Below are 18,940 nucleotides of genomic sequence, written 5' to 3' on the forward strand. Positions count from 1 at the left end.
CCTCCAATAATGATATTATATTTAAAAATTAAACCAATGTTAAATTATTTTCACGTTATATAAATAAAGAAAAAAAGGTAAGAATAAGATGGTGGGCATATAAGGATAAATAAGTATATATGGGTATAAAACTTTTATTTTTAATAAATACTATGAATAAGGATAGTATATTTTGCTATGAAATTCCACTTTATTAATAGGTCTTTAGGATTAGTTTTGTAAAAAATACCAGGGGTATATAATGAAAAAATAGAATTAAAAAGGAGAACGGGCAAAAGTGTCGAATGATAAATTGTATAGTCGAAAAATGAAGGGGGATGAATTTATGCAAGATAAAGGAATATTATTAGAATCAGGAACTGGTGAAGTTGAGATATTAGAATTTACAATAAATAAAGAACACTATGCGATTAACGTTATAAAAGTAAAAGAAATACTTGAGGTAGATTATTTAACTAAGATACCTAATAGCCATCCAGCGGTGGCAGGTCTTACTTTGGTCAGAGGTGACGTTGTAACATTAATAGATATGAAACATGTAATAGAAAAAGAGAATACAGATATTAAAAAATGTAAGGTAATATTATGTGAATTTAACAATATTAAGGTAGCATTTTGTGTTGATAACATATTGGGAATTCACAGAATAGGATGGAATCAAATTAAAAAATCAGAAGATGTGAATGAAACGTCTTTAGTTATTGGAAATATAATATACAATAATAAAATACTTATGTTATTAGATTTTGAAAAGATAGTTATGGATATAAGCCCTGCTTCAGGAATAAATGAGGAAAGAATGAATGATATTGAGATTAAAGATAGAAGTGATATAAAAATGATATTAGCTGATGATTCTCCGCTTATAAGAAAGGTTCTTAATGACACTCTTATTAAGGCTGGATTTAAGAATTTAAGATTTTTTGATGATGGAGAACAAGCATATAATTATTTGATATCAGTAGCTGATAAAAAAGGAGAAAATTATATAGAAGATGTTCAGCTTTTAATAACAGATATTGAAATGCCACAAATGGATGGGCATACATTAACTAGAAAGATAAAAGAACATAGTATATTAAAGACTCTTCCAATAATAATATTCTCATCTCTTATAACTAATGATTTAATGCATAAGGGTGAGTCGGTAGGAGCTGATGCTCAAATGAGTAAGCCAGAGGTTGGAAAGCTTGTTAATTTAATAGATAAACTTACATCAGAGAAATAATGAAAAAGAATGTGATATCAAAATGATATCACATTCTTTTTATTTTGATAAAAAATATTTGTTTTACTATTGACAACTACGGAAAAATGATTTAAAATATTAATTGAGAATGATTATTAATAAAAACATAAGGAGTGATTAGGATGAGTATAGTGATATACGGTGGTCATGATAGAATGGAAAGAATATACATAAATGAAGCAAAAAAACATGGAGTAAAAGCTAAGGTGTATACATATGGAAGAAATGATATGACAAAGTCTATAGGAAAGAGTGATGGAATAGTTATATTTACAGATACTATATCTCATAAAGTTGCTAGTACAGTATCTAAGGAAGCTAAGAAAAGAAATATACCAGTAGTGGTATGTCATAATAGTAGTAAAACATCTTTTAAAAATACAATAAAAGAAATGACATGTTAATATACAATCTTAGAATAAAAATCAATAATTAATAATAAACGAGGAGATGCTATAATGGCAAATTTATATAATAGCCACATATCTTCATACATAAAAATAACCCCTTAAAGTATAATATGAAAAATACTTTAGGGGTTATTTTTTTTATGTCTTACTTCCTATACGAATTACATCTTTCATTTTAGACATTATATGTTCATATCCACCTTTACTATGAGGTATTGTGCAGTCAGAGCAATCTTTAATATCATTGTTGTATTTAAAATTTCCACCACATTTATCTTTTAACATATATAAAGGACAAAAACAAAATAAACAATTGAAATTCTTAGAATCTACTACCTTGTGACATGGAAAGTATTCGCACTTACTATTTTGAAAAAACTTATAATTCTCACTCATTTAAATATCCCCCTCCTATATACATTAATTATACAATAATTTTATAATTAGTAGGAAATTATATGATTATTTAAGTTTGGATTAAGTATAATTAGTTTTGGTAGTACTAAGTTAAATATTATTTGCTTAATTAAAGCGTGTTTGATAAAATATAGGTCTGATATCATAAGATTATTAATCCATTATATTGGGTATAATTAATTAATAACTAAGACTTTAGTACGATTAATAAAGAAAGGAAGGCAAGTATTGGCATATAATAATATAGATTTGATAGATAAAATGATATATATAGAACAAAAAAGAAAAGAAATATATATACAAATTGCAAATGAGAATTTTCAAAATAAGTTAATAAGCATAATAGTAAAAACTTTATTAAAGAACCTAGATAGAAATTTAACTTATTATACAAAAGAAAAAGAATATATAGAGCAAGAGAATTTATCAGAAGTAATTAACTTTTTATTATATGATAAAATTTTATTTCTTATTAATAAATTTAAAAAACGATTAGCAAAGCCCGATATAACGAATGTCAAGAGTCTTTTGAAATTTTCGATATCGTGGGAAAATCAAGTATATGCTTTATTAATAGATATACAAGGAAGAGTAATTGAAAAAGAAGAAGATATAGGAACCAATACATATATACTGTTAACTAAGCTTATAAAAGAAAAAGAAGAATATATTAAAAGCTTAGAAGCATTTGCTAAGAGACAAGGCTAGCGATAGGGCCTTGTTTTTGGTTTACACCAAACTAATGTTCTTGTATAATTAAAAATAACAATAAAAGGTATAATAAATAATATAAAAAAGAGGTGAGCTTATGGAGAAAAAAAATGAAAGAGCGCTATTAGTTGGACTTAATATAACTAATGTATTTAAGAAAGAAGATAACATAGATATTTACGATTCTATGGAGGAATTAGAGGAATTAGCTCAAGCTGCAGGAGCTGAGGTTGTAGAAAAGATAATTCAAAATAAAGAATCTAGAGATGTTGCGCTATATATAGGTAAAGGAAAGCTAGAGGAGATAAAGAATTATTGTGAAAGTTTAGATATAAATGTAGTTATATTTAATGATGAGCTTTCGGGAGCACAAATAAGAAATTTAGAAGAATTATTAAATGTAAAAGTTATAGATAGAACAACGCTTATACTAGATATTTTTGCTCAAAGAGCCTTATCCAGGGAAGGAAAACTTCAAGTAGAACTGGCACAGTTAAAGTATAGACTTCCTAGACTTTCAGGATTTGGTAAAGAAATGTCAAGAACAGGTGCGGGAATTGGAACTAGAGGTCCAGGAGAGCAAAAACTTGAAGTTGATAAAAGACATATATTAAATAAAATATCTGATATAAAAAAAGAGCTTAAGGAAGTAAAGAAGAACAGAGAAACACAAAGGTCTAAAAGACTTAAAAATAGTATACCAATAGTTGCTTTGGTAGGGTATACTAATGCAGGAAAATCAACTCTTACAAATGAAATTATAAAGACTCATAAAGATTATGAAATGGAAAAAGAAGTTTTTTCAAAGGATATGTTATTTGCAACTCTTGATGTTACTTTGAGAAAAGCATCTCTTTCTAATAAGAAAGAGTTTTTAGTAGTAGATACAGTTGGATTCGTAAGTAAACTTCCTCATGATTTAGTGGATGCATTTAAAGCTACACTTGAAGAAGTTACATATGCAGATTTGATAATTCATGTTGTAGATGCATCAAATGATAGCTATGATATTCAAATGAATACTACTCTTGATGTTTTAAAAGAGTTAAAAGCACTTGATAAGCCTGTTATAACTGCATTTAATAAGGTTGATAAGTTAGGATATGATGTAGATGCAAAGAAAGATGAGGATGTCGTATTTATATCATGTAAAACAGGATATAACATAGAGAAACTTTTAGAAAATATAAAAGAAAAAATAATAGGAAATCTTAACAATGTATCTCTGTTGATTCCATATAACAAGGGAGAAGTATTTAACTCTATTAAAAATAAAAATAATGTTGATAATTTTGAATATAAGGAAGATGGAATATTTGTAGCTGTAACACTTGATGATATAGATTATGGAAAGTACAAAGAATATGAGGTAAAGTGAAACTTGAACTAATCCAGAAGCTAAGAACTCTTAGCTTCTGGATAAAGTAAAATTTGGAGGATAAAAGCGGTGTTGAGTTGGGAGAATATAGATAGTTTAGAAGACTTCAAAATCACATATCTACTCTATAAAGAAGGTAAAAATATAAATCAAATAAGCAAAATAAGAAATATGAAAATTGATGATGTAAATAGAGATATAATAAAGTATAAACAACTTTTGAATCAAAATAAGCACAAGAATAAAACTATTATAGATATATTACTTGAAGAAGATAAGGATTCAAGAACTAGTATTATAAATTCACTAAATGAAAATGAATTAAACAATGTAAAAAAACTTATATATAAAAGAGTTTTGATAGAAAAAAATGTAGATGATTTGATGATACTTCTTTGGATATGTGGAGAGTTAAAAGATTCTAGGTTATTAGATATAGTACATAAATATTCTAAACATCCTCATGGAGGAGTAAGAAGAATGTCTTATTCTGCTATGGGTAAAATAGGATCTGATAAAAGTATAGATTATTTACATAAAGGAATTATAGATGCAAAACCACAGGTAAGACAATATGCAGCCAAATCCTTGTGCAAAATAGGAAATAAGACTACTTTAAAAAAACTGAAAAATTTGATAAACAATCCAAATGAAAAAGAATATGTAAAAAGAGCTTTTTTAGAAGCAATAGATATACTTGAGAAGATGAAAAAGTAAAAATTAACTATATATTCTCATAAGTGCTATTTAAAAAGCATATATTAATAATACAAAACAAGAACCCAGAAAAATAAGATTATCTGATCTTATAATTTTAATTATAGTTTATTAGAATATAATATAAGGGGGAGTTTAGAATGCTTTTTAGAAATTGTGCAGGAGGAATAGTTTTTTATGGAAACAAAGTATTGATACTAAAAAATGACAAAAATGAATGGGTATTACCAAAAGGGATAATCAAAGGTAATAATATGCCAAATAAAGTAGCTATAGATAGGGTTAAAGATGAATGTGGTGTAGAAAGTAAAATATTATCAACAGCAGGTCAGACTAATTATGAATTTTATTCAATAAGTAGAAAAACTCCGGTATGTAACGAAATAGTATGGTATGTTATGGAATCAAGTGATATAAAATGCGATATAAATAAAGATCTGGGATTTATAGATGGGGGATTTTATAAAATAAAGGATGCGTTGGAATTGATAACCTATAGTCAAGATAAATCTATAGTTAATTTATCTTATAAAAAATATAAACACTTAAAAAAAGAAATGTAAGTTAAATAGAATCAAACTTTAAATTTTAGGTTAAACTATATATGACTAAAATTTAAGGAGGCATGCAACTATGGAAAATTTAAGTAGGAATCAATTGAGAGCAATAGCATCTGAATGTAGTCAATACAGTCCAATAGAAAATCAGTTTACATCATCTGTTAGAGAAAATGAAGAAAGTTGTTCTAAATGTAATAACTATCAAAATGGTAAGTGCACATTAGATTTAATTGATGAAATTAGAAGTAATATGCAATAAGATATATAATTTCCTAAACAAAAGCCTTGTTTTTAAAAATAAGGCTTTTTGTTTAGAAAATTTAAATTTGCAGATATTTTTTATAACGAATAGGAAACTATATCATTTTTGTTTTATGGATAACTGATTGAAAAAGCTACACTTGAGACTATTTTTGAGCAACGGAGCCTGTAAGGATTGTTGGCGACATGAGTCACCGCGTTAGCGAGTAGACAAATTTTTTATTGACTAAACTAAAAGTGTATTGTATTATTAGAGATAACAAGTGAACGAAAAAAAGATAGAGGTTGCATTATTTAATAGTACTGCTTTGGAGTTAAGCACTATGAAGAAGTAGGAAAGGAAATAATGCCGAAGTTGTACAACTGATTGCTTTAAGGTTGTATGGTTGGGGTTGCATATAATATATGCAGCACTGTCACAAATATTTATTTGTGGAGAGCTATCATTCAAATGAGAGTAGGCAGTTAATCCTATTGATAGGGAATTAGTTTAATTGTGCTTATTTAACCTTGAGTGAAGACTCAAGGTTTTTTTGTTTTGATGGACTCTTCTCCAAAAAATTTCGCTTGTAATTATAAATTTTAGGAGGAGTAAAAATGAGAAAAAATGGACTTGTTTTAATTTTAACTTTTATGTTATTTGTTTTATGTATGAATTTTGGTTTTGCAGAGGAGCTAGACCCAGCTCAAGTTAATGCAGACAAGTTTGGATTATTAACTTTATTACCACCTTTAGTTGCTATAGTATTAGCATTTATAACTAAGAATGTTGTGTTATCGTTATTTTTAGGAGTATTTTCAGGAACATTTTTAATTAGTTTAAGTGGTTCTAATGTTTTTATGGCATTATTTAATGGATTTTTATCTATAATAGATAAGGTTTTATCGTCTTTAGCAGACCCTTGGGATGCTGGTATTATTCTTCAGTGTTTGACTATAGGAGGACTTATTGCACTTATAACTAGAATGGGAGGGGCTAAAGCCATAGCTGAGAGTCTTGCTAAAAGAGCAAAATCTCCTAGAAGTGCTCAATTATTTACTTGGATTTTAGGACTTATAGTATTCTTTGATGATTATGCAAACGCACTTATAGTAGGACCTATAATGAGACCTGTAACAGATAGAATGAGAATATCAAGAGAAAAACTGTCATTTATAATAGATGCAACTGCAGCTCCTATAGCTGGTATTGCGATTATATCTACTTGGATTGGTTATGAAATAAGTTTAATAAAGGATGCTTATGCGAGTATAGGTCAACAGGTAAATGCTTATTCTGTATTTATATCTACTATTCCTTATAGATTTTACAATATATTAATTCTTATATTTATAGTTTGTACAGCTGTATTTTTAAGAGAATTTGGACCTATGCTTAAGTGTGAGAGAAGGGCTAGAACTAGTGGAAAAGTTTTAGGTGATGAAATAGATGCTAAGTTTGAAGAGGAAAGCAAAGAAATTCAACCTAAAGAAGGAATTAAGCTTAGTGTATGGAATGCTATAGTTCCTATAGGTGTTCTAATATTTGCATCTTTACTTGGTTTTTACTACAATGGGTACAATGCTATAATGGGTGGAGAAGATACTGTTTTAATAGAATTATTGAAGAACTCTCCTGTTTCATTTGCAGCTATCAGAGAAACTTTTGGAGCATCTGATGCTAGTATAGTGTTATTCCAAGGTGCATTGTTTGCAAGTATAGTAGCTATTATAATGGGTACTAGCCAAAAAATATTTAAGGTATCAGAAGCAATTGATACATGGATAAAGGGAATGAATTCGTTAGTTATAACAGGTGTTATATTATTGCTTGCATGGTCTTTAAGTAGTGTAATAAAAGAGCTTGGAACTGCTAAGTTTTTAGTATCTGTGTTATCTGGGGCTATACCTAAGTTCTTACTACCATCTATAATATTTGCACTTGCAGCTGTTATATCTTTTGCAACAGGAACATCTTATGGAACGATGGGTATACTTATGCCTCTTACTATACCTTTAGCACATGCTATATCACCAGAGTCTTCATATATTATAATGAGTGCTGGAGCTGTTTTAACTGGAGCGACTTTTGGAGACCATTGTTCACCTATTTCAGATACAACTATACTATCTTCTATGGGAGCAGGGTGTAATCATATAGATCATGTTAATACTCAAATTGTATATGCTTTAACTGTAGGTAGTATATCTATACTATTTGGATATTTACCAGCAGGATTTGGAGTACCTGTATATATAACTCTTCCAATAGCCATTTTAGCTATAATTGGAACTGTGTATTTTGTAGGAACACCTGTAGAGGATGCAGAGAGTGTATCCTTAAAGGATGTAGAAAACTTATAATAAAATATTAACATAACATTAGTTGTCTGGATTTTGTACAAATAGAATCTAGGCAACTATTTTTTATAACGAATAGGAAATTATAATCATTTTGAAATTGTGGATAAATATAATTTCCGTTATGAGTTTCAAAAAAGTCTACATTGTAAATCTTTAGAAGAAAGATTTTTTTATTGTATGTATATATGTTATAATATAGACGTTGCCAAAGGAAATTGTAATATATAGGAAAAAAGGAGAGAAAAACATATATGAATGCATTTTGGAAAGCTACATATGACTCAAAAACCTTTAATCTTTATTCAAAGAGTCATATAACAACATTGATAATAATAGGGGCTATTATCTTGGGGATGTTTTTAATGAGAGAATATATACAAAATAATAGAAAAAAAGTAGGATTTGGTATAGGCATTATGCTTATTGTTCAGCAGTTTTTTATGTATTCTTGGTATATAACTTCTGGAAATTTCACATGGCAAGAATCATTACCTTTATACATATGTAGGGTAACGACTATTTTATGTATTATAATGCTTCTAAAAGAGAGTTATGGTTTTTTTGAAGTAGCTTATTTTTGGGGAATGTCGGGAAGTGTTGTTGCACTTATAACTCCTGATCCTGGGTTTGAATTTCCTCATGTTATGTTTATTCAGTTTTTTATGGGGCATGGTGGAATGCTAATATCTGTATTGTTCATGATGTATTTTTATAAATTTGAACCAAAGTTATCATCACTTAAAAAACTATAAATTGGACAATAGTATATTTTGTAGGGGTAGAGATTGTAAATTATGCTATAGGAGCTAATTATTCATACTTAAGAAGTAAACCAATTAGTAAAACTCCCCTTGATTACTTACCGCCTTATCCATATTATGTACCTATACTTATGATTATAGCAATAGGTATAGTTTCGATATGGTATATACCTTTTTATATAAGAGATAAGAAGAATGAAATGATAAAAGAAGAAGAAGTTACTAGCTATTAATAAGGGTCTGTTGATTAATTTAATCAACAGACTTTTATTAATTATTTATGTTAGAATTTGAATAAGAGATTAATAATTAGAAACAATGATATATTAGACAGGAGGAAGCAAAATGTTGCATATATGTTTTGATAATAGTTCATACTCCAATATCAGACATGCTATGAAATTACAATTAATAGAAAAAGAAAATATAGTATCTTTTAATGATGATTTATCTGTAGGAAATATTTCAAATTGTAGAGAATATGAAAGTCGTAAAACGGTAATACATAACATTTTTTATAATGACAAAATTATAGATAAAGATGATATTAACATAAAGAAAGAATTTGATGATTTTTATGAAATGATATCTAAAGAAAATGAGTTTGCTATTTGGTATTCAGATAATCCAAGAGATTATTGTAATTTATATTATTTGGTTAGCTTGCTTCAAAATAAAGATATTAAAGTAGTACAGTGTACTAAAAAAATATTAGGTAATAAAACATTTTTTTATAAATGGGTGAGTGAAGTTTATCCAGAAGATTTACCAATACTATTCAAAAATGTTAAAAGATTAAGTGAACAAGAAAAAATAGTATATACTAAGAAATGGGAACAATTAGTTTATGATAATGGATTGTTGCGAGCTAAAATATCTGAAGGTATTTACACTGTTCATGAGTATTATTATGATGATTTAATTTTAAAAATAGTGCCTAGAAAAAATATACGCATAGCACGAATAGTTGGTGAATTTATTGGAATGGAGAAGCCATGTTTACGAGATTGGTTTGTTGTGTGGAGAATTAAGCAACTTGCAGCAATGGGATGTTTAGAGATAGAAAATAGATGTCTAGATAGATATGTGTTTAATAATATTAGAAAGATAGTATAAAACATATGTAGTTTATGCTATGAATATAGTGAAATTAATTAGTGTGACATTGTTGCCACTGGATATAATTAGGAGGATTTTTATGATAAAGGAATATAAAACTATACATGAGTATGGAGAAGATGAAGTTATAATAGAAAAATCGAGGTTTATAGGGTATGCAAAGCCTGTTGAAACTGAAGAAGAAGCTTTGGAATTTATAAATGAAATAAAGAAAAAACACAAGGATGCAACTCATAATGTATGGGCTTATACTTTAGGTATGAATATGGATATTCAAAGATATAGTGATGATGGAGAACCATCTGGAACAGCTGGCATACCTAGTCTTGAAGTTATAAAAAAAGAGGATTTAAGAAATGTAGCAGTAGTTGTTACAAGATACTTTGGAGGAATAAAATTAGGAGCAGGTGGACTTGTTAGAGCTTATACAAAAGGAGCTAAAATAGGTCTTAGTGCATCAAAAATAATAGATAGAATTTTATACACAGATATAAGATTTAAAATAGATTATACTCTTTTAGGAAAAGTTCAAAATGAACTTATGAACCTGGGATATATAATAAAAGAAATATTATATGAAGATATGGTTACAATAGTAGTATACTCAAAATTAGATGAAGTAGAGATAGTAAAAAATAAAATAATAGATATAACAAGCTCAAATGTTGAGATTGAGCAAAAGGAAGATTTTTACCTATCAAAATACAATGATGAAATACTATTAGATTAATCTATAGTTGAGTATATATCCTTATAGTAGGAGGGGTATAATGTCAACACAAAAACTAAAAGAAGAAATGATGAAAAAGAAGAAATGGGCAGTTGTAGGAGTTACAAATGATAAAAGTAAATATGGATATAAAATATTTAAGAAACTAAATGATATTGGATATATAACTCATGGAGTTAATCCTAAATATAGAGAGATAGAAGGATATAAAATATACAAAGATATAAAGAATATACCAGAAAAAGTAGATTGTGTTAGCATAATAGTCAATCCTAGTATATCTAATAAACTACTAGATGATATAGAAGAACTTGGCATAAGAAATGTATGGTTTCAGCCTGGAAGTTTTGATGAAAAAACTATAAATAAGGCTAAAGAGCTTAGACTGAATATAGTTTACTATGATTGCTTGTATGTAGAGTTAGGATAGTAAAAAAGGAGCTACTTTTTGGGAGTAGCTTCTTTTTTTAAACCTTTTTTAATTTCGTAAACTCCCATTATGAATAAGAAAATTCCGAACATCCTTCTTAAAAAGTGGGAGTTTAAGCTTGATGATATTTTAGATCCTAGTAAAGCTCCTATTATTCCAAGTGATACTATAGGTATAATCACTTTATATTCTACATTCTTATTTTTTATATGAAAAATGAGTGCAAATATAGTCATTGGAATAGATGCCAATAAATTAACGCTTTGAGCTATTTTTTGATCCATAGAGGTTAAGAACAACAAAGAAGGTATAAGAATTGTTCCTCCACCTATACCCATACCACCTATAATACCAGCTAAAAGCCCTATTAATATGAGCATTAAAACACCATCCTTAAAGAAGCTATTATCATAAAAAATCCAAATATCAATCTAAGCTTTGGACCTGAAAACTTATTTAAAAGTTTAGCTCCGATGATTCCTCCAATAGTAGCTCCTATAGCAACCTTGTAGGTAACATTTAAATCAAATATTCCATTTTTTATGTATATAAATGAACTGGTAAATGTAAAAAATATTATTATACTAAGAGCTGTTGCATGAGATTTATGTTCCTCTATCCCTAGTATATTATTAAGGGAAGGAACTAATATGCTTCCACCACCAGAGCCGAATACACCATTTATAAATCCTGTTATAGAACCTATTAATATAGTCTTTATATTCATATTTTATCACCAGTATTATTTTTAGCATAAACTAGAAAATATATTTATGATATAATTAAATTTAAATGAAATAAATTAATATATTTGCTTATACTAGATATATACTAATGAAAGAAAGGGGTCACAAGATGTTGACGATAGAACAAAAGATAGAAAAAACTGTAGAGTGGTTGAGAGAACAAGTAAAAATATCTGGTACCAAAGGATTAGTAGTAGGAATTTCTGGAGGAATAGATTCAGCTCTTGTTGCTTGCTTGATTAAAAAGGCATTTCCTGATAATTCATTAGGAGTAATAATGCCGATAAAAAGTAGCCCTAAGGATAGAGAGGATGCTTTAAAGGTTGTCAAGGCTTGTAACATAAATTATTTAGATTTAGATTTAACTCAAGTTCAATCTAAGTTATTTGATATAGTGCTTGATAATATGAAAAGTAATGGTATATACAATGAAGATAACACTAGAATATCAGATGCTAATTTAAGAGCTAGAATAAGAATGAGTACTCTTTACACAGCAGCTAATAACTTAAATTACATGGTGGTTGGAACTGATAATGCAGCTGAAGTATATACAGGATATTTCACTAAATATGGTGATGGAGGAGTAGATATACTTCCTATATCTAATTTGACAAAGAGAGAAGTTTATGAATGGTCAGAGGTTTTAGGTGTTCCAGACTCTGTTTTAAATAGAGCTCCATCTGCAGGTCTTTGGGAAGGACAAACTGATGAGAATGAGATGGGAACAACTTATGATATGATAGATAAGGTAGTTAAGGGAGAAGAAGTTCCGAAGAAAGATAAAGAAATAATAGATAGATTACATAATAGATCAGAGCATAAAAGAGTAATGCCTCCAAAGCCACCTGTATTCTAATTCGTTTACTAAAATTAAATTATATGTTAAAATTACAATGTTTAATGTTAATATTTTAAGGAGTGAGAAATTGTGGGACGTATAGGAAATATAATTAATAGAAAAGGTAAGCAAGATGCAAAAAGAGCACAAATATTTACAAAGTATGCAAGACTTATAACTGTTGCAGCAAGACAAGGTGGAGGAGATCCTGAATATAATGCGGCTTTAAAAACTGCTATAGATAAGGCTAAGGCTAACAATATGCCTAATGATAATATAGATAGAGCTGTTAAAAAAGGTGCAGGTGGAACTGAAGGAGATAACTATGAGGCTGTTGTATACGAAGGATATGGACCAGGTGGAGTTGCAGTTATAGTAGAAGCTTTAACTGATAACAAGAACAGAACTGCTGGAAATGTAAGATACTATTTTGATAAAAATGGTGGAAATTTAGGAACTTCAGGATGCGTTGGATTCATGTTTGATAGAAAAGGTCAAATAATGATAGGTAGTGAAGGGATAGATGAAGAGGAATTAATGGATGCAGCTTTAGAAGCTGGTGCTGAAGATTTCATAAGTGAAGAAGATGGATTCGAAGTATTAACAGCTCCAGAAGATTTTAGTGCTGTATCAGATGCATTAAAAGAAAAAGGATATGAGTTTATAGCAGCAGATGTTAAGATGCTTCCTCAAACTACTGCAAAGCTTGATACTGAAGATTTAGTTAAGTCTATGAATAAGATGATAGATATGATGGAAGATGATGATGATATACAAGAAGTGTATCACAACTGGGAAATGGAATAGGAATATAACCCCCCTTTTTTTAGGGGGATTTTTTGCATATTTGTAGTGCTTAAGCCAAAAATAAGGGGTATCAAAATACCGCTACTTAGTCAATATTTTAATTAAACTAATAGATTGTGTCTTATTAAATATCCTAAAACTTCTTAAACTCCCTTTGCTCAGACAAAGAAGTTTTTTAACGGATATTTAAACGTCATAATCTAAGTTTAATAGTAAAATATTAACTAAAAGTAGCTAACATTTGGATACCCCTTATTTTAAGATTGGAGGATATAACAATTACAGTATCAAAATAATAATTATAAGTGAGGGAATATAATGATTAATAATATAACTAAAACGGATTATGGATTAGAAGGAAAAGTTGAATTTAAGTTATTTAATACAACTATTGATGTACTTATGGATGAAGAGATAGATTTAGAATATGCCAATTTCTGTGCTAAAGAACTAAATAATTTAGATGATGAGATTATAAATAAATTGTGTGAATTTTCTATAATTTATTGCAATGATTTTTGTGATGATATAGGCGAAGAACCACCTAAATTCAATACGATAAAAGATGTATTGAAATATATAAGACCGAATTGTTTGATAATTAATATTCCAAAAGATGATAGTAAGCCAGTAGTTCATTTAGAATTAAATTGTGATTGGGAGATAGAGCATGGATTAGAGTGGACAATTAATGATGGAAAAATACTTTATGTTGGGTCATTCAATGCTGAAAATGGTTGGAGTGAACCTTCATATTATGAAGAAATTACTTGGAACTATGCATTTAATAAACAATTATAAATAAAGATGAGGATATACAAGAAGTTTTCCATAACTGGGAAATGGAATAGGAATACACCCCCTTTTTTGAAGGGGGATTTTTTGCATATTTGTAGTGCTTAAGCGAAAAAGGAGAGGTATCAAAATACCGCTACTTTTGGATACCCCCTCATTTTTAGTTTGGTTGTTATTGTAAGGAAAATATAAACTATTAAATGATGTTTTAATACCAACTTCAAATGGAACAACAAGTCAGATTGACTATTTTGAAAGAAGTGATTTAAAATTAGGAGAAAATATATTGTTAAGAAAGGCAATCTCTAAAAATAAATATGTTATACATTATGGGGTCTAAAACTTAATCTAAGAAATTATAATAAAAATTAGATTAGAAAGGGAATGTCTAAAGTGAACAATAAAAATGTAGTTTTAGCAAATTTTCAAAAATATATTAAAGCATACTTTAAAGGAATAAAATTGTCAGGTGAACTATATCTAACTGCAAAAAATGCAATGAGTATAGAATTAGAAAAAGAAATATATCCTCACCATTATATTAGAGGTTATATGAAAAATGTTTATATGAGATTCAAGTTCTTATTGTCTAGTCTTATAAAAGATAATGAGAGTATCTTTGTAGTATTGAATATAAGACAAGATAGGCATGAAGATAAACCTAAATTAGAGGAATTAAATTTTTTAAAGAATTTTGTGAAGAATAAGGATATAAAAAACGGAGCGATACTAACTAAATTAAATCATCCACTTTATATTGATGATGACATAGAGACTTATAGAGTTGTAATAGATTGTAAAATATATAATTTAAAAATAGATAAATTATTAAAAGCAATAGTGAATAAAGATTTTAATAGAGAACCGTCTATAGAAAATGAATGTTTTTTTATAAATAGAGAAAGGAATATTATATTTTATATGTATGACGATAGAGGGGTAGATATAGCATCAACAGTAAGTCCTAATTGCACGCCATTGTCTTGGTAAGTGATATGTAATATCACCGTGTTTAGGCAATTAACATATAAATTATTGATGAAAGCCTCTAAATCTTTAGGAGGTTTTTTATAGGATATGGAAAATATATTTTACGATAATATAAGCTGACTAATGATAAACAAACCCAAAAAACAATATATGGTGTATAAAAATATATAAACTTCTCCCCTTGTTTGAGGGGGGATTTTTTGTATATTTGCATATACCTAAGTCACTTAATAAATTTACGAAACATATCCTAAATAGAGTGAACCAATACTTTTAGATAATAGGAGTTTTCAATTATAATTTCGACTTTTTGTATCGAATTCTTCACAAGGCTCACCCCTTCTATCATGTCATTTGCAGATTTCACCAAATCATCTATAAAATTTATATACATTTCTTGATTGTTAATTTTCAGCATTTATGATGATTCATTGAACGTATCTTATAGTTGATTATTATAAATGTATGAAAGAAACCACCAGCAATCCCCTATCTTGAGAGTTTAAATCAACTGCCTGACGAAAATTTCAACTTTAATAATGCTATAGCCAATCCTGTTTGCTTTTTCTTGTACAGATATCATTATGTTAATAAGCATCATCAAGAATAAATATTAAATTGTTACCTAGGGGGGTAAATACTTTTTGCTATGATGTAATAATTGAAAAGAATTAGATTAAAAGCTTCAATTGATAACATTCTGGCAAGAGCCATGTATTAAAGATGAGTATATTTCAAAAGGGTGCTTTAGAAAAGAGTGTATAGACACATTTCAGGTTGATGGGGATAATTATTTTTGTATAGACCAGTATATGATAGCCGAAAAAGCAGTTTTATTTAATGATTATGATACAAGGGAAGAAATCATAGACAGTACAGATATGATGGATGTGTATGCCTTAGATAAGAAAATAGAAAATTATGATGAGGATAGATGGTTAAAACATCAATATAGAATATTATTACAAGGTAATTATTATAAATTTGCTCAAGATAGTCATTTAAGACAAGCTCTTCTAAGCACAGGAGATAAAGCTATTTTATATGCAAATCCTGATGATAGAACATGGGGAATAGGCATGTCGATAGAAGAATTACCGGATATAAATAATCCTTTTAAATGGAAAGGACACAATTTATTAGGTTATGCATTAATGGGGAATTAGATGTAGCATTTAAAAGAGTATACCAAGAGCAAAAGAAGCCTTTAACAAATTAGGGAGGATAAAATGTTATTAAAAGAAGCAGAATTACTTTTAAATAAATCTGATTCAGATAATTGGGAAGATGTTTTTAAATTATTAAAAGATGAAAATAATCCTAAAATAAGACTATTAGCTATTGAATTATTGGTGCAGAATAGATGCTTTGAAAAGATTGAAGAGTTTTTAAAAGATAATAATGGTCATGTTAGAAAATATGCTAATTTACAGTATTATAAGAGGGCTTGTATATCAGAAATCCAAGAGAAAATAGTATATGATTTTATTCCATATATAAGTAAAGATGAGAATTTGGAAGGTGAATATCCTCAATTTATAGAAATAGGAGCTACGGATTTTGAACATTTTTTCTTGAAACATATTAATTTGACATTTCCGTATTATTGTGAAGTTGAAAAACAAACTCTTACAGGAATAGATCATACTTCAGATAATTACATTCCCAGAAAGTTGTGGAGAAAGATTATTGATTTAATTGAGGAAGACTTAATTAATCATGAAGATGCATATAGGATTTTTGTAGAAGAGATGTGTACTTGGCTAAAAATAAAATTAGAAAAAGCTTCTGGTATAAATATTTATGGTAATCTATAAATAACTGGATAGTGAAAGGTTTTAGAAACATTAAAAATATAGGAAGTGAAACGGCAAAGTGATAGAAAGGAAGAAACTTTATGTTACCATTATGGATTAAATATAGTTATATATCAAGATATAGTATAGGTTGGAGAATGGGTTACGGTGAAGATTATGCTATGAAATTTTCTTCATGGTTCGATGAATTAAGTGAAGAGCAAAGAGAAGCATACATAAAGAAATATCCTGAACCAATAGAGTGGACAGGTTGGTATAAAGATGAAATTCCAGAGAATCTATGTGATGATACTGTTCTAGCATGGGATCAATGTAAAGAGTTAAAATATAATAATGCTTATATGAAAAATAAGTATATGGAAGAAGATGAAAAGCTACAAATTATAACATTCTACAAAGAGCCGTGTATTAAAGATACTTATATTTCAAGAGGCTGTTTTAGAAAAGATTGGACAGATACATTTCAGGTTGGTGGCGATAATTATTTTTGTCTAGACCAGTACATGGTAGCTGAAAAGGCAGTTTTATTTGATGATTATGATACAAGGGAAGAAATTATAGGCAGTACAGATATGATGGATGTGTATGCCTTAGATAAAAAAATAGAAAACTATGATGAGGATAGATGGTTAAAACAACAATATAGAATCTTATTACAAGGCAATTATTATAAATTTGCTCAAGATAGTCATCTAAGACAAGCACTTCTAAACACAGAGGATAAAGTTTTAGTATATGCAAGTCCTGATGATACGACATGGGGAGTAGGTATAACAAAAGAGGAACAACCTGATATAAATAATCCATTCCTATGGAAAGGAAAAAATTTATTAGGCTATGCATTAATGGAAGTGAGAGATGAGATAAGAAGAGTCTATAAGAATTATGAAGAGGAAGAGGAAATCCATATGGCAGGTAAAACGACCACGTATTATCAAGTGAATGATTTAGAGGCGTATTATATGGAAAAAATAGACAAGTGGCATGATGAAGATAATCATAATAAAATTATAGATGCTATTCTTAATGATTGGCCAGAGGAAAAATGTCCTGAAATATTAATGGAGAAATTGCCTGTAGCATACAATAACACTGGACAGTATAAAAAAGCTTTTGAAACTTTAGAGAAGTTACGTACTAATCAAGAAGGTACGCCTATGTGGCAATATAGATTAGGCTATGCCTTTTATTATTCTAAGGAATATACCAAGGCAAAGGAAGCTTTCAACAAAGCTTTATCGCTAAATCTACGGAAGGATATAGAGGAAGATTGTCATTTGTTTTTAAGCTGGATTGGGGATTTTGAGGAAGAAAAGGTTATTTATTATGACGATGAGTTGGGTGAATTTACACTATACAATAGACAAAGTATTTATGCTGCTACTATAGATTGGTGTGGTAATGAAGCTAAATTATATATGTATACCGGAGATGAATCAGAGTTTAAGCAGTTAATAAAGCAATACAAGAAATCTTTTGCTAATCATTCTGAATGGGATATAAGGGCTAAAGCATATGCTTGTGATGAGCTATTAACCTTGAAAAATGATGTTTGGCTTGATAAGGAAGACGATGAAGTAAAATTAACTGAGGTTGAATTTAAAGAACGAATGAGTTTATTAATTTTAGAATTACATGATGAAAGTAGATATACACTTTGGTACAACGATGGTGATATGTTTTTGGGACATGTTATTGTCATTGAGGGTGATTTAAAGAATGGATTTACCAGTGTGCAGATTGAAGGGTAGCTGGTAATTATTGGTAATCTGCTTAGGAGGTTATGTATGAAGGTTTTATTTGAACCTGTATTAATAATTGGAAGGTTTGCTTTTTCTGTAACTTGCTTGGAAGATAC

The 18,940-nt window shown here is 28.5% G+C and carries 21 protein-coding genes, 1 pseudogene and 1 riboswitch; of the genes and pseudogenes, 19 read left to right on the forward strand and 3 right to left on the reverse strand.

Features of this window, described 5'->3' with window-relative positions:
- The first annotated feature begins 325 nt into the window (after positions 1 to 325).
- Together N4A48_RS13105 and N4A48_RS13110 are read left to right on the forward strand one after the other, a co-directional pair.
- The gene (locus N4A48_RS13105) at positions 326 to 1,228 is read left to right on the forward strand and encodes a chemotaxis protein (RefSeq protein WP_293666671.1); all 903 of its coding nucleotides are present in this window, start codon (positions 326 to 328) and stop codon (positions 1,226 to 1,228) included.
- 143 nt (positions 1,229 to 1,371) lie between these two features.
- The gene (locus N4A48_RS13110) at positions 1,372 to 1,653 is read left to right on the forward strand and encodes a DUF2325 domain-containing protein (RefSeq protein WP_293666673.1); all 282 of its coding nucleotides are present in this window, start codon (positions 1,372 to 1,374) and stop codon (positions 1,651 to 1,653) included.
- Positions 1,654 to 1,797: 144 nt separating this feature from the next.
- Here the strand turns inward: N4A48_RS13110 and N4A48_RS13115 are convergent, their stop codons facing one another.
- Positions 1,798 to 2,055, reverse strand: a complete 258-nt coding sequence (locus N4A48_RS13115) for a cysteine-rich small domain-containing protein (RefSeq protein WP_293666674.1) — start codon at positions 2,053 to 2,055, stop codon at positions 1,798 to 1,800.
- 249 nt (positions 2,056 to 2,304) lie between these two features.
- Here N4A48_RS13115 and N4A48_RS13120 point away from each other — a divergent pair, with 249 nt between their 5' ends.
- The 10 genes and pseudogenes from N4A48_RS13120 (at position 2,305) to N4A48_RS13165 (ending at position 11,086) form a co-directional block, all read left to right on the forward strand.
- Positions 2,305 to 2,784, forward strand: a complete 480-nt coding sequence (locus N4A48_RS13120) for a hypothetical protein (RefSeq protein WP_293666676.1) — start codon at positions 2,305 to 2,307, stop codon at positions 2,782 to 2,784.
- A 100-nt stretch (positions 2,785 to 2,884) separates the two neighbouring features.
- Positions 2,885 to 4,165, forward strand: a complete 1,281-nt coding sequence (gene hflX, locus N4A48_RS13125; protein WP_293666677.1) for a GTPase HflX — start codon at positions 2,885 to 2,887, stop codon at positions 4,163 to 4,165.
- 69 nt (positions 4,166 to 4,234) lie between these two features.
- Positions 4,235 to 4,882 carry a HEAT repeat domain-containing protein gene (locus tag N4A48_RS13130; RefSeq protein ID WP_293666679.1) on the forward strand — a complete coding sequence of 216 codons (648 nt, stop codon included), beginning with the start codon at positions 4,235 to 4,237 and terminating at the stop codon, positions 4,880 to 4,882.
- 140 nt (positions 4,883 to 5,022) lie between these two features.
- Complete coding sequence (locus tag N4A48_RS13135; RefSeq protein ID WP_293666680.1) at positions 5,023 to 5,445, forward strand: NUDIX hydrolase; 423 nt, start codon at positions 5,023 to 5,025, stop codon at positions 5,443 to 5,445.
- A 70-nt stretch (positions 5,446 to 5,515) separates the two neighbouring features.
- Positions 5,516 to 5,701 (forward strand): hypothetical protein, encoded by a 186-nt coding sequence (locus tag N4A48_RS13140; RefSeq protein WP_293666682.1) that lies wholly within the window; start codon positions 5,516 to 5,518, stop codon positions 5,699 to 5,701.
- Between the two features lie 273 nt (positions 5,702 to 5,974).
- Positions 5,975 to 6,154, forward strand: a riboswitch (Lysine riboswitch).
- Between the two features lie 146 nt (positions 6,155 to 6,300).
- Positions 6,301 to 8,046, forward strand: coding sequence for a Na+/H+ antiporter NhaC family protein (locus N4A48_RS13145; RefSeq protein ID WP_293666683.1), 1,746 nt, complete (start codon positions 6,301 to 6,303; stop codon positions 8,044 to 8,046).
- Positions 8,047 to 8,297: 251 nt separating this feature from the next.
- Positions 8,298 to 8,914 (forward strand): annotated as a pseudogene (locus tag N4A48_RS13150) (YwaF family protein); the annotation flags it as partial.
- 238 nt (positions 8,915 to 9,152) lie between these two features.
- Positions 9,153 to 9,923: a DUF1835 domain-containing protein gene (locus N4A48_RS13155; protein WP_293666686.1), complete on the forward strand. Its 771-nt coding sequence runs from the start codon at positions 9,153 to 9,155 to the stop codon at positions 9,921 to 9,923.
- A gap of 82 nt (positions 9,924 to 10,005) precedes the next feature.
- Positions 10,006 to 10,656, forward strand: a complete 651-nt coding sequence (locus N4A48_RS13160) for a YigZ family protein (protein WP_330665133.1) — start codon at positions 10,006 to 10,008, stop codon at positions 10,654 to 10,656.
- A gap of 40 nt (positions 10,657 to 10,696) precedes the next feature.
- Positions 10,697 to 11,086 carry a CoA-binding protein gene (locus tag N4A48_RS13165; RefSeq protein ID WP_293666688.1) on the forward strand — a complete coding sequence of 130 codons (390 nt, stop codon included), beginning with the start codon at positions 10,697 to 10,699 and terminating at the stop codon, positions 11,084 to 11,086.
- An 11-nt stretch (positions 11,087 to 11,097) separates the two neighbouring features.
- Here N4A48_RS13165 and N4A48_RS13170 read toward each other — a convergent pair whose 3' ends face one another.
- Together N4A48_RS13170 and N4A48_RS13175 are read right to left on the reverse strand one after the other, a co-directional pair.
- A complete protein-coding gene (locus N4A48_RS13170; protein WP_293666689.1) occupies positions 11,098 to 11,466 on the reverse strand; it encodes a sulfite exporter TauE/SafE family protein in 369 nt (122 codons plus the stop codon).
- Complete coding sequence (locus N4A48_RS13175; protein ID WP_293666691.1) at positions 11,466 to 11,813, reverse strand: sulfite exporter TauE/SafE family protein; 348 nt, start codon at positions 11,811 to 11,813, stop codon at positions 11,466 to 11,468. The genes N4A48_RS13170 and N4A48_RS13175 overlap by 1 nt, the downstream gene beginning before the upstream one ends.
- 128 nt (positions 11,814 to 11,941) lie before the next feature.
- On the opposite strand from N4A48_RS13175, the gene nadE reads away from it, so the two are divergent.
- From nadE to N4A48_RS13210, 7 genes are all read left to right on the forward strand, one after another.
- Entirely contained in the window at positions 11,942 to 12,691 is a 750-nt protein-coding gene (gene nadE / locus N4A48_RS13180) for an NAD(+) synthase (protein WP_293666692.1), read from the forward strand.
- Positions 12,692 to 12,763: 72 nt separating this feature from the next.
- Entirely contained in the window at positions 12,764 to 13,480 is a 717-nt protein-coding gene (locus tag N4A48_RS13185; protein WP_293666694.1) for a YebC/PmpR family DNA-binding transcriptional regulator, read from the forward strand.
- A gap of 318 nt (positions 13,481 to 13,798) precedes the next feature.
- A complete protein-coding gene (locus tag N4A48_RS13190) occupies positions 13,799 to 14,281 on the forward strand; it encodes a DUF6985 domain-containing protein (protein WP_293666695.1) in 483 nt (160 codons plus the stop codon).
- A gap of 387 nt (positions 14,282 to 14,668) precedes the next feature.
- Positions 14,669 to 15,265, forward strand: a complete 597-nt coding sequence (locus tag N4A48_RS13195) for a DUF3885 domain-containing protein (protein WP_293666697.1) — start codon at positions 14,669 to 14,671, stop codon at positions 15,263 to 15,265.
- Positions 15,266 to 15,954: 689 nt separating this feature from the next.
- Entirely contained in the window at positions 15,955 to 16,431 is a 477-nt protein-coding gene (locus N4A48_RS13200; protein ID WP_293666699.1) for an NADAR family protein, read from the forward strand.
- 63 nt (positions 16,432 to 16,494) lie between these two features.
- Entirely contained in the window at positions 16,495 to 17,082 is a 588-nt protein-coding gene (locus tag N4A48_RS13205; protein WP_293666701.1) for a hypothetical protein, read from the forward strand.
- A gap of 80 nt (positions 17,083 to 17,162) precedes the next feature.
- Positions 17,163 to 18,833: an NADAR domain-containing protein gene (locus tag N4A48_RS13210; RefSeq protein ID WP_293666703.1), complete on the forward strand. Its 1,671-nt coding sequence runs from the start codon at positions 17,163 to 17,165 to the stop codon at positions 18,831 to 18,833.
- Positions 18,834 to 18,940 lie beyond the last annotated feature (107 nt).

Origin of the sequence: Tepidibacter sp. (assembly GCF_025210165.1) — a bacterium.
Taxonomy (GTDB): domain Bacteria; phylum Bacillota; class Clostridia; order Peptostreptococcales; family Peptostreptococcaceae; genus Tepidibacter_A.

Coding starts and splice junctions, on each gene's coding strand:
- N4A48_RS13105 (WP_293666671.1), top strand. CDS start 326: ATGCAAGATAAAGGAATATTATTAGAATCAGGAACTGGTGAAGTTGAG.
- N4A48_RS13110 (WP_293666673.1), top strand. CDS start 1,372: ATGAGTATAGTGATATACGGTGGTCATGATAGAATGGAAAGAATATAC.
- N4A48_RS13115 (WP_293666674.1), bottom strand. CDS start 2,055: ATGAGTGAGAATTATAAGTTTTTTCAAAATAGTAAGTGCGAATACTTT.
- hflX (WP_293666677.1), top strand. CDS start 2,885: ATGGAGAAAAAAAATGAAAGAGCGCTATTAGTTGGACTTAATATAACT.
- N4A48_RS13135 (WP_293666680.1), top strand. CDS start 5,023: ATGCTTTTTAGAAATTGTGCAGGAGGAATAGTTTTTTATGGAAACAAA.
- N4A48_RS13140 (WP_293666682.1), top strand. CDS start 5,516: ATGGAAAATTTAAGTAGGAATCAATTGAGAGCAATAGCATCTGAATGT.
- N4A48_RS13145 (WP_293666683.1), top strand. CDS start 6,301: ATGAGAAAAAATGGACTTGTTTTAATTTTAACTTTTATGTTATTTGTT.
- N4A48_RS13155 (WP_293666686.1), top strand. CDS start 9,153: ATGTTGCATATATGTTTTGATAATAGTTCATACTCCAATATCAGACAT.
- N4A48_RS13160 (WP_330665133.1), top strand. CDS start 10,006: ATGATAAAGGAATATAAAACTATACATGAGTATGGAGAAGATGAAGTT.
- N4A48_RS13165 (WP_293666688.1), top strand. CDS start 10,697: ATGTCAACACAAAAACTAAAAGAAGAAATGATGAAAAAGAAGAAATGG.
- N4A48_RS13170 (WP_293666689.1), bottom strand. CDS start 11,466: ATGCTCATATTAATAGGGCTTTTAGCTGGTATTATAGGTGGTATGGGT.
- N4A48_RS13175 (WP_293666691.1), bottom strand. CDS start 11,813: ATGAATATAAAGACTATATTAATAGGTTCTATAACAGGATTTATAAAT.
- nadE (WP_293666692.1), top strand. CDS start 11,942: ATGTTGACGATAGAACAAAAGATAGAAAAAACTGTAGAGTGGTTGAGA.
- N4A48_RS13190 (WP_293666695.1), top strand. CDS start 13,799: ATGATTAATAATATAACTAAAACGGATTATGGATTAGAAGGAAAAGTT.
- N4A48_RS13205 (WP_293666701.1), top strand. CDS start 16,495: ATGTTATTAAAAGAAGCAGAATTACTTTTAAATAAATCTGATTCAGAT.
- N4A48_RS13210 (WP_293666703.1), top strand. CDS start 17,163: ATGTTACCATTATGGATTAAATATAGTTATATATCAAGATATAGTATA.